This is a genomic window from Zarconia sp., assembly GCF_057467645.1.
Map to the genome: position 1 here is coordinate 19417 of NZ_JBRJXU010000168.1, position 10825 is coordinate 30241.

Genomic DNA, 10825 nt, shown 5'->3' on the forward strand with positions numbered 1-10825 from the left:
ACAATAACAAGTAAGCGTTCGTGCACTCAGCTATCAGTGTTTAACTCTTGCAAGAATGCAAAAATTGCCAGAATTTTAGCGAGGAAGAGGTGAAAGCCATCAGCTCGATCGGAGTTTGACGCCTGGTTGACTGACGGCACGAGACCTGAATGCTTACAATAACAGAATTCCCCAGAATATTATTGCCGTTCCACCACAGAAAGGCGATCGGATTCAGAGCGATCGAACCCTTCTATCGTCGGTTGTTGCATCCTTTTGAGTTTTTCAACTTCCGCTTCTAACTTGGAAATGCGATCGGCTTGGGCGTTAATCAATTCCACGGCTTCGGCAAACCGGTTCGTCAAATCTGCTTGCAAATCTTTCTGGAGTTGCTGTTGCTGGCGCTCGAGATCGTGCAGAATGCGAGCGTTTGCCCCATTGTAGATGATTTGCTGTTCCAGAGACGGGCGCAGTAGCTTGCGCAACAAACCTTTTACCGCAATAATGACGGCACCGAATTTTCTGGCGGAGGTGAGGGGAACGTTATAGACATCGCTGCTAGCTTGCAACAGTTCAAAATCTTTGCGGAGTTCGCTATCTGTGGGGCGATCGTCATTTCCCGTGACAGAGGGGAGTTTTGCCGGACTCAGCGGCGCGTGTAGCGTCTGGCGCAACCGTCGGACAATGCCCTCTTCATCAATGCGATCGTAGTTCACCTTGGCTTTCCTCGCCCCTTACTGGAACTACGATAGCATTACGGAAACAGATTGGGACATCAGGGATGATGGGCCGGGGAGGACGCGGGGACGCATCCCCGCGCAGAGGGGGGAGAGGAGGATTATTCAATTAACCATTCCCCATTCCCCACAATTACTCCAATTCAATTTTGCAGTCGTCACCCACCATAAACCGCACGGCTTTCGGTCGCTTCGGTGCAACCTCCAGCTTGGCGCGACGACCGATGAGACTATCGACAATTCGCTGGCGAACCCGATCGAGTTTGGCCCCCTGCAAAATCACGCTATGTTCGATGTCGATATCGATGAGGGTCGTATCGTCGGCAATGCTGCTGTAGGGACCGACAAAGCAGTTTTCCAGATGGCAGTTTTCCCCGATAATCACCGGACCGCGAATAGAACAGTTGGTGAGTGTAGACCCTTCGCCGATGGTCACCCGACCGATCAGTTCGGTTGCCTCGTCCACTTGACCGTTAACGGAGGTTTGCAGTTTGGTATCGAGGATAATCTGGTTGGCGCTGAGCAAATCGTCTTTTTTCCCGGTATCCAACCACCAACCTTCGATGATTTTCGATTCCACCGACTCTTGATGGTCGATCAGGTTTTGAATCGCATCGGTAATTTCGAGTTCTCCCCGCGCCGAGGGTTTGATGCGGGCGATCGCATCGTGAATCGTCGGTGCAAAGTAGTAAATCCCCACCAGTGCTAGGTTCGAGGGAGGATCTTTGGGTTTTTCCACCAATTGCAGAACGCGACCGTTTTCGTCCACCTTGGCAACCCCGAACGCGGTGGGATTATCCACCGGCCGCAACAAAATCAGCGAATCGAGATTCTTAGACTTGAAGTAGTCGAGGAACCCCCCCAAGTCGCTTTCAATCAAGTTATCCCCCAAATACATCACGAAGGGGGAATCTCCCAAGAACGGCTGGGCGACTTTCACCGCGTGGGCCAAACCAGCGGGTTCTTCCTGAAGAATGTACGTAATATTCGCGCCAAAACGCTCGCCATTTCCCGTTTGGGCTTTCACGTCTTCCCCGGTTTCGGGACTGATAATAATCCCGATGTCGGTAATTCCCGCTGCGACGATCCCTTCGATGCCGTACCAAAGAATCGGTTTGTTGGCGACGGGGACCAGTTGTTTGGCCCCGGTGTAGGTCAGCGGACGCAGGCGCGTTCCTTTTCCACCAGAGAGAATTAATGCTTTCATTCGTTCTATGCGGGTTGCATTTTCATGGGTGTTTAGACAAATGTGAGCGCTCGAACTGTCAAATCCTGAATCTTGACTAGATTTGACAGTTTCAAGGAGGAATCGGAAAGTTCGAACCCAAAAAGCTTGTCACAGATGGGTTATCGCTTTCACCATCGAAATTTCGTCTAAACTCCAGATTTTTATGTTCTCACCCAGAACTTAGCACAAAATTTTTGGAGGTTCGAGGCAGAACTGTAAGACTCTGGTGAAGGTTCGATATATTTTTTTCTAGGGAATGGGGAATGGGGAACGGGGAATATATATTTTTTGTTTCATTGAATACAGGTGTGAGACGCTCGCCTCAATGGCTGTATCGGTTTTCGTTCGCGATCGATTGATTAGGCGCGGACATTGGTGTTGGTGAGCACAAGAGTGTCGGCAGCAAAGCACAGAGCGATCGTCGGGGTCAACAGCTGTTGACCTCTACAGTGAGATTTGGCTGTCCTAACGGTCACTTCAACCCATTTCTTTTTTTGAGACGATCGCCACTAAATCTTCAACCCCATTCAAATTTGGGTCGCCAGCGAGATAGCCGATACCGCGATGGAGATGTAAGTTAAACTGCATTTTCAACGTGTCGGGGTCGAGATCCAAACCATCGTTATGACAGCGTTGCACGAGGGCGACTGCCAAAATATCCGCAATCTCGCCCCCAAAAACGCTCCAGGAAATTTCGACATTACTATCGAGGGGAATGGGAACCGGAGAGGGAGAGGTAGATTCGGCCAAAGAACGGCAAAACGCCCACCGACAGAGAATATTCCAGCGATCGATTTTCGTGACTCGCTTGAGTTTGGTGAGTTGTTCTTTTGCGGTTTGGGAGAGTTTGATGCGATCGATGGGAGGTTGCATAGGAAATGAAAAATTAAAAATGCCCGCAGGTACCGATTCAAAATTTTCTCACCTCATCACCTCATCCCCTCCATCGATCGAATCTATCGCACAATAAGAAAGTGACTCGAAGAGGAGAATTGACTCATGCGAATGCTACATACGATGTTGCGCGTCGGCAACCTGGAAGAATCGATCCAATTTTACTGCGACGTACTGGGAATGAAACTGCTGCGCCAGAAAGACTTTCCCGGTGGCAAGTTTACTTTGGCGTTCGTGGGATATGGCGATGAGTCGGATAATACCGTCATCGAACTGACCTACAACTGGGGAACGGATAAGTACGATTTGGGGGAGGGTTACGGTCATATCGCCCTGGGTGTGGATGATATTTACAAGACCTGCGAACAGATTAAAGCCCAAGGCGGTAAAGTCGTACGGGAAGCGGGGCCGATGAAACATGGTTCGACGGTGATTGCTTTTGTTGAAGACCCCACCGGGTACAAAATCGAGCTGATTCAACTGGGAACCCAGGGTTCGGCAGGCGAGAAGTCAGAAGCGCAACTGGCCGGCAAATCTTCTTAACAAGTACTCCGATCGGGAATCTCCCAACTTGAGCGATAATAAACCCTGGGAAATTCCCGAGTGAGGAGTCAGACGTGAAACGAGCGTTAGGGTTGGTTGGGTTGAGTGGCTGGGGGGCGATCGCCCTAATTCTCCCGGTTCGTGCAGAATCGACCGTCGAACCTCCCGTCAAAACCCTTGCGTCCAAAATCTCCCCCTCCAGATCTCGTACTCATCGCTATACCCAGCGCCCTGGCTCGATTCCCACCGTCGAAGACCTTTCCGACGTACAACCGACGGATTGGGCGTATCAGGCATTGAAAGCCTTAATCGATCGATACAACCTGCGTTTGGGATACCCCGATGGCACGTTTCGGGGCGAACGATCCCTGACGCGCTACGAATTTGCCGCCCTTTTGCAAGCAGCCCTCGATGAAGTGGTGCAATTGCAGGGACGGGGAGAGGAGTTCGTAGCGGAAGATTTGGACGTGTTGAGACGCTTGCAGGAAAATTATCAGCTGGCGTTGGACGATTTGGAAAGTCGCCTCACCACCCGGTTGCGTCCTCGGGTCGATCGCCTCGAAGCCCAGAATTTTTCGCCGACAACGCAATTGCAAGGGCAGTTGATTCTCGGGTTGACGGGGGCAACGGAGGGCAACGCAACGCTGCTGCATCGACTGCGCTTGAATTTAACTAGCAGTTTTCAAGGGAACGATCGCCTCTTTACTCAACTCGAAGCGGGCAATAACGGCGGCGATGGGGTGAGTTTCGTCCAGAATCAAGGTCTCAACCTCCTGGGAACGACGGGGCTGCTGGCGGGGGCAGGAGGACTCGATTATACCGAGGTGGATTCGACACTCTACCTGAATCGGTTGTACTATTCTTTCGAGCCAAACGATCGCCTCTCGGTAACCGTCGGCGCGAAGATTGCCCCGGCAGATTTTATCGATCGCAACCGCTTCGCCAACGATTCGGCGATAAATTTCAATTCCAGCTTTTTCGTCAACAATCCTTTGATTATCCAAAATCAAATCGATCGTCCGGGGGGCGCGGGAGCAGTGGTGTCGTGGGATTTGCCAGAGATTCCCGTCTCCCTGACGGGGTTGTACGTGGCTTCAACGGCCGAGGATGCTGCCAATGGAGGTTTATTTCGCGATCGCTACCAAGCCAGCCTCGAACTCGAATACGCCCGCCACCGCGATTGGGCGCTCCGGTTGCAGTACACCCATGCCGAAATCGACCAAACGAATATCGATGCGGTGGGATTCAATGGAGAATTTGCCATCGGTTTGGGCATCGGATTGTTCGGGCGACTGGGTTTTGGGGATTACGATGGGTTCAATCGCGTTTTAGGGGAAAATTTGGATGCGACTCCCATTTCCTGGGCGGCGGGATTAAACTTGCGTAATTGGCCGTTTCCGGGTAACTTTGCTGGGGCGGCGATCGGTCAGCCATTTATTACCGATGATGTGGGGGATGCGACGCAAACCAATTTTGAAGCATTCTACAATTTAGAACTCAGCGATAATCTCAGCATTACCCCGGCACTGATTTTGGTTTGGAATGCCGATAACGATAACGATAGCGATACCCTGTGGCAAGGGGTTTTGCGGATGGTGTTTTCGTTTTAAATCATTACACAATAGGCTTTTAAGGATTAAAAAATATGATAGATGAACTCCTTCAAGAACAGATTGAATACTATTGTCAAAGAGCGCCGGAATACGATGAGTGGTTTTATCGCATCGGTCGTTACGATCGAGGTGCAAAACACAATCAGCGCTGGTTCGATGAAATTAAAATCGTGCAAAAAAAATTGCAGGAGTTTGCACCGCAAAATGAAATCTTAGAGTTGGCGTGTGGAACGGGAATTTGGACGCAAGAGTTATTAAAAATTGGACATAAGATTACGGCAATTGATATTTCTCCCGAATCTATTTTGCTGAATAAAAAGAAAGTTAAATCGCCGAAAGTTAAATACAAAAAAATCGATTTGTTTGAGTGGAAGCCTGAAGCTGAATACGACTTTGTCGTTTTAGCATTTTGGCTCTCTCACGTCCCCCCACAAAAATTAGATGATTTTCTAGAAAAGGTAGGGCGATCGGTTAAATCTGGCGGTCGAGTGTTTATTATCGATTCGCAATTTCACGCTACCGCCACGGCAAGGAACCACCAAATCAAAGATGACGGTAAGATTTATCAATCTCGAAAACTAAACGATGGGCGCACGTTTCAAGTGATTAAAGTTTATAATTCTGCGGAATATTTGGCGAGTAAATTGAAGAAGTTTGGGTTTGATATGGAAGCGAACGCGACCGAGCGTTACTTTATTTATCCAGTGGGAACGAAGATTTAAACGATGACCGTAATATACTACGACTCGGATTTTGAAGATGGAACACTTGGCGGCGCACTGGACTCCAGCTCGGTTGTCAATATTTCTTCAAGTAACCTAGATGGAAGAGCGCTTGAGTTTGGACTAGACCATCAGCTTCACTGGAGACGTGGTAATGCCCCTGAATCAAACACGCATCTGGTCTCATTCGACTATTTTGCCGAGCCAGGCGCGAATATCACTCAGTTCCTTGATGTCCCTCGAATTTTGCGCTTAGATGCTAGTTTGACAGGCAGACATCATGTTGATATCTACTACGATTTCACAACACAAACGGCCCAGTCCTTTTTGGATGGGAATCTCGACAATAGTTTGCTAAGTATCTTAGCCTGGCCTGAAACTCCGGTTTCAAATAGCGTGCGGATTGGCAATCAATCACTCGGTCCGGGAAATTCAACCGGTATTTTTCAAATTGATAATTTTCAATGGAAAGGCAACGTTGGTCCGTGTCGGGAAAATCCAGAAGGTGGTGCGGCGATCTGTGACGATTCTATACCCATTCCCACTCAGGGGAATGACGACCTCACCTACACGGGGGCCGACGAAATCATCGATGCCCTCGCCGGAAATGACCTTGTCCGGGGGCGAGCAGGTAACGATCGAGTCTTCGGTAATGACGGCGAAGATACCCTACGGGGGAATCGGGGCAATGACACCCTCATTGGCGGTACGGGCAACGATCGACTTAACGGTCAACTGGAAAATGATGTGTTGATTGGGGTAGATGAAAGTTCGGCGAATCCTGGTGCGGGAGAAAGAGATGTTCTCCGAGGCGGTGATGGGGCAGATGAGTTCGTTCTCGGCAACCAAATGGGTTTCTTCTACAACGATAATCCCACTACTGTGGTTTCCGGTCGTGCCGGTCGTGCCGTTCTCCGAGATTTTACCGTTGGGGAAGACCGAATTGTCCTTCACGGTCGTGCCGCCAACTACGAGTTGAGGGAAACCCTCGCCGGTCATACCACCATTTTTGAAACGACGGGTTCCGTGCGGGATTTGATTGGTGTAGTGCGCGATACCATCGAACTAGACTTATCCGATCCCAATATCTTTGTGTTTGCGTAGGGAAGTTATATCAAGTTCGGTTGAATGCTTATAATTCACCGTGAAGCGAGCAGGGGAAGCAGGGGGAGCAAGATCGAAAACACGCTCATGTTAGATCTAACTGTCCTAACCTCACTGAATACAGCTATATCACTGATTACTCACGCCCGTGACTGTTCCCCGCAATTTCCAACTTCCCAATTGCGGATCGGAAACTTCTAAAATTCCGCTATCGAGTTTTTGATTCACATACGGACTTTTCAGCACATCCCAATTTTCTAACACCCGTTCCTCACCATTAATTTTCCCCCGCGAGTATGCTGCCGATGCAGCATAATCCATCTCCAACAAATCGCCCTCTAACCCCCGATACACCAGCCGTCCCGCCGATTCCCAGTTGCGATCGTCGAGTTCGGTGCGATCGAGGGCATTCTGCAACGCCGCCAGATCCGGATAATCGGCTACTCGGGCAACATCCACCACCCATGCCGTACGCTTCCCCCGCGCCACTAGGGCTTGATAATCCTCCTTACCCCCATCCACTGGAGATTCCAACTCGATGCTATCCCCCCAAGAACGGGCGCACAACCAAGTATTTTCGATTTGCCAAATATACCAATCCCCGTGACGCTTGGGTTCTCCGTAGCGCTGGGGGAGGACTAAATGCGATCGCTCTGGTACCCCTGCCGCGATATCCTGGGGGTTGAGAATCAGTTGGAAAATCGTCGCACTGCGCCCTTGCAAGTAGCGATCGCCGGGACTGCGCCCGGTTGCCATGGGGCTGTGGTAGGTTCCCGCTAAACTGATAACGGCATTTTGGCGATCGGTTGTGGAATCGTCCCGCACCACTAATTTATACGTGGCGTGTTGGGCGCGAATCGTCCCTTGTACTTGATACGATCGCGAATCATCCAGCAGTGTCCCTACCGTATAGTCTTCCGTGGCGTAGAAGGTTTCCCAGAACTGGTTCCCATCGCGGTAGCCGTAATAGATCGGATGACTCCCCTGCGCCAGAAACGGCAACGGCACCTCCTTACGGGCAAGCGCTCGCAACTGCTGCGGGGGACGGTAGCCACTCAACCCCGCCAGCAACGCCAACCGGGCGGCATTGGTAGGCATCCGTTCGGCAACTCGGGCGATTTCCCCAGCATCGTCGTCCCCCCACCACATCCACGCGACTGCACTCAAGCCGGTTTGCCAGGTTCCGCGATCGAAACCGCGACTTTCCGCACCCCCCGTCGTTCCCCAGCTTTGCCGCAGGGCGGTATTGGCTGCCAGCCAATCGAGCATCCCTCGCGCCAGTTCTCGCAATTCCGGGGTTTCAGCAAAGTCGTAGAGGTTCAGCAAGCTGCCGATGGTATAGCCGTAGTAGGTGGAAGAGTGAAATTCCCCCTGCCCGATGGTGAGAAACTTATTCAGTTCCGCCCGCAGCCAGGCTTCGTGGGTGGCGCGGTGGTGGGGGTACGCTATGGGGAAGCCGCTACCATCCATCAATGCCAATCCCGAGAGAAACTGCTGGGAGATATGATTTTCCGTTCCCCCTTCACTCCACTCTTTGGCGCGGGGGGATGCCAGCATACTGCGGTAGGCGGTTTCGACATCTGGGGGCAGTTCGTCGCGCGAGAGGAAGAAGATACGGGTATCGAAGAGGCTGCGGAAGTGATATAAATCCGGCCGTTCGCGTTCGAGTTGCAGCCAGTATTCCCAAATGCGATCGCGTTCTTTTCCATCGTCGAGGCTGAGTTTTGCCAGGATGGCGGGGAGGAGGTATTTATGGGGATCGCCGATATTTTCCCGCCGCCACCAGCGATCGAGTTCGGCTAAATCCTGGCTGGCAAGTCGTTCTCGAACGGCAACACTGCGGGCGGTAAAGGCTGTTTCTTGGCTGGCATCCCCTTGGCGTTCGGTAGCGGCAGGGATGGCGGCGTTGGCGTGGCGATCTGGGTTGGGGGTTTGGGTGCAACTGGTGAGGAGGAGAAGCAGAAGGGCGATCGTTATTTTGGGGTGGAGGCGCATCGGATAGTGCGAGGGTTGAAGTTGGATGGAAGATAGGCTAGGACCAGAATTTAGAGATTTATAGTATTCTTGAATAACGATAATTCTCTATTTGTCGATATCTATCGATATCTTTGCAAATCATCACGCAACATAGAACCATTCATATTCCCTTCGAGTTATAAAAATAAATTTCATGACTCAAGACGTCGATAAAATAATTCCTAATAGAATGATTGATTCAGTGCCTTTTAACTTTTAGAAATACGATATCTATCATCAATCTTTTATGGGTGAGTAAGTTGTCGCTTCAAATCCCGAATGGCAGCACTGGTATTGCGTTCGTAAGCGATTTCCACGCAACGGGCGATCGCACTTTCGAGATCGAAATTTGGAAAATAACAGCTTTGGGTTTGCAGTTGATACGTTTCACCCTGCAATTGGTAAATTAACAGTTGCTGCTTCCGAAATAGCCAAACTTCTGGAACTCGATAGGGAAGATAATCTTGGATATCGGAATAACTGGTAACATCAATTTCGATAACTAAATCCGGGGGCGGATCGTTTTGCCAGTCAATCCGTTTTTTTCCAGAGACGGCTTGCCAGTTATCGATATAAAAGCAATAGTCCGGTTCGATACCGCTTTCTTCGGGTAATGTCATCGTCACCGGGGTAAATGCATCGTATTCTCGATCGTCGGAATCTAAAAGAGTAGAGACGATATTCGCAATCAGATGAGCATCTCTGCCGTGTATAGGTAAAGGCGACATTAACAAAACTTCTCCATTTCGGTACTTCAGACGCGGAATCGAACCGTCTCCTCGGCGATCGTACAAACTTTGATACTCTTGCCAAGTTGCAGGTAACCGCACGACAGAACCCGGAGGCAATTGAATTTTTTCCGGTGACACGAGAGCAAACATCGTCTACACTTCCTTTGGCGATCGCTATCTGACATCATAACAATGCATCGCTTTTCAGTCGGAGAGCGATCGAAATTTATTGCAAGTCATTAAAGTTAATCAATCCAGACAATTTGGTGAAACTTAAAATAGAAAATTGCGCGTTAGGAATTGATGGCTGTCGTGGCGGCTGGCTGGTTATTGCCTGGGATGGAAACAACTGGGAATCTCAGATGATTCGAGAGCGATCGCAACTCATCGATCTCTTACAAAATGCCCGTCGAACCTTCATCGATATTCCCATCGGTTTGAGCGATCGCGATGCTTCTCGAACTTGCGATCGTCTCTTACGCAAAACATTAGGTCAATCGTACTCATCTTCGGTTTTCTCTCCTCCCGTTCGGGCAGCGGTTTATGCCGACACCTACGAATCTGCCTGCCAAATTAATCACGCCAAAACTGGCAAAAAAATTTCTATTCAATCCTGGAATATAACCCCAAAAATTCGCCAAATTGATGAGATTATTCAGGACTATCCAGAATTCATAGATCGCGTTTTAGAAAGCCATCCAGAATTCCTATTTTGGAAGCTCAATAGAGACCGACCCCTTGCCCATAAAAAAAAGACCGATTTTGGAAAAAAGTTGCGTGTTCAATTATTCAAAAATCAAATTCAAGAAACTCCAAAAACATTCGCAAAAACTCGAAGAATATATTTAAAAAAAGAAGTGGCAGACGATGATATTATTGATGCTATTTGTCTCGCCTATTTCGCACAAGAATCTATCTCAAATGGACTAATATATTTACCAGAAACGCTCGAGCGCGATACCCAAGGTTTGAGAATGGCAATTCACGCTTCAAAATAGAATTCAGTTATCAAATCTTTATATTTATTTGAGCCTAAATAAAAAAATATAAATTATGTGAATTAAAAGAATTAATTGAAATATCAGTTTTAAAGCGATGGGTTATTAGCGATCGGCTTATCGACTTGTCAAAAAAATCTATTCTTAATCTTGACAATATTGAGTTAATAAGCTGTATTGTATTTTTGACAAGACGACTAATTTTTGATGTATGAATACTGAATAAAACAGAAATATTGGTAGTGACAAAAATAAAAACA

At 49.0% G+C, this 10825-nt stretch carries 10 protein-coding genes; 5 read left to right on the forward strand and 5 right to left on the reverse strand.

The features are described 5' to 3' along the window. Positions 1-179 precede the first annotated feature (179 nt). From AC2215_RS24480 to dndE, 3 genes are all read right to left on the reverse strand, one after another. A complete protein-coding gene (locus tag AC2215_RS24480) occupies positions 180-695 on the reverse strand; it encodes a hypothetical protein (protein WP_486812643.1) in 516 nt (171 codons plus the stop codon). Positions 696-849: 154 nt separating this feature from the next. Continuing rightward, positions 850-1923 carry a glucose-1-phosphate thymidylyltransferase gene (locus tag AC2215_RS24485; RefSeq protein WP_486812644.1) on the reverse strand — a complete coding sequence of 358 codons (1074 nt, stop codon included), beginning with the start codon at positions 1921-1923 and terminating at the stop codon, positions 850-852. A gap of 498 nt (positions 1924-2421) precedes the next feature. Continuing rightward, positions 2422-2817 carry a DNA sulfur modification protein DndE gene (dndE, locus tag AC2215_RS24490; RefSeq protein WP_486812645.1) on the reverse strand — a complete coding sequence of 132 codons (396 nt, stop codon included), beginning with the start codon at positions 2815-2817 and terminating at the stop codon, positions 2422-2424. Positions 2818-2943: 126 nt separating this feature from the next. Here dndE and gloA point away from each other — a divergent pair, with 126 nt between their 5' ends. The 4 genes from gloA to AC2215_RS24510 all read left to right on the forward strand — a co-directional run bounded on the left by gloA (position 2944) and on the right by AC2215_RS24510 (position 6820). Further along, entirely contained in the window at positions 2944-3381 is a 438-nt protein-coding gene (gloA, locus tag AC2215_RS24495; protein ID WP_486812646.1) for a lactoylglutathione lyase, read from the forward strand. A 74-nt stretch (positions 3382-3455) separates the two neighbouring features. Next, the gene (locus tag AC2215_RS24500) at positions 3456-4991 is read left to right on the forward strand and encodes an iron uptake porin (RefSeq protein WP_486812647.1); all 1536 of its coding nucleotides are present in this window, start codon (positions 3456-3458) and stop codon (positions 4989-4991) included. A 173-nt stretch (positions 4992-5164) separates the two neighbouring features. Beyond that, the gene (locus AC2215_RS24505) at positions 5165-5716 is read left to right on the forward strand and encodes a class I SAM-dependent methyltransferase (RefSeq protein WP_486812648.1); all 552 of its coding nucleotides are present in this window, start codon (positions 5165-5167) and stop codon (positions 5714-5716) included. A gap of 3 nt (positions 5717-5719) precedes the next feature. After that, positions 5720-6820 carry a calcium-binding protein gene (locus AC2215_RS24510; protein WP_486812649.1) on the forward strand — a complete coding sequence of 367 codons (1101 nt, stop codon included), beginning with the start codon at positions 5720-5722 and terminating at the stop codon, positions 6818-6820. 129 nt (positions 6821-6949) lie between these two features. On the opposite strand, the gene AC2215_RS24515 is transcribed toward AC2215_RS24510, so the two are convergent. Then, on the reverse strand, positions 6950-8815 hold the full coding sequence (locus AC2215_RS24515) for a hypothetical protein (protein ID WP_486812650.1): 1866 nt from the start codon (positions 8813-8815) through the stop codon (positions 6950-6952). Between the two features lie 266 nt (positions 8816-9081). Further along, positions 9082-9717, reverse strand: coding sequence for a Uma2 family endonuclease (locus AC2215_RS24520; RefSeq protein ID WP_486812651.1), 636 nt, complete (start codon positions 9715-9717; stop codon positions 9082-9084). A gap of 116 nt (positions 9718-9833) precedes the next feature. Here AC2215_RS24520 and AC2215_RS24525 point away from each other — a divergent pair, with 116 nt between their 5' ends. Further along, positions 9834-10565 (forward strand): DUF429 domain-containing protein, encoded by a 732-nt coding sequence (locus AC2215_RS24525; RefSeq protein WP_486812652.1) that lies wholly within the window; start codon positions 9834-9836, stop codon positions 10563-10565. Positions 10566-10825: the final 260 nt, after the last annotated feature.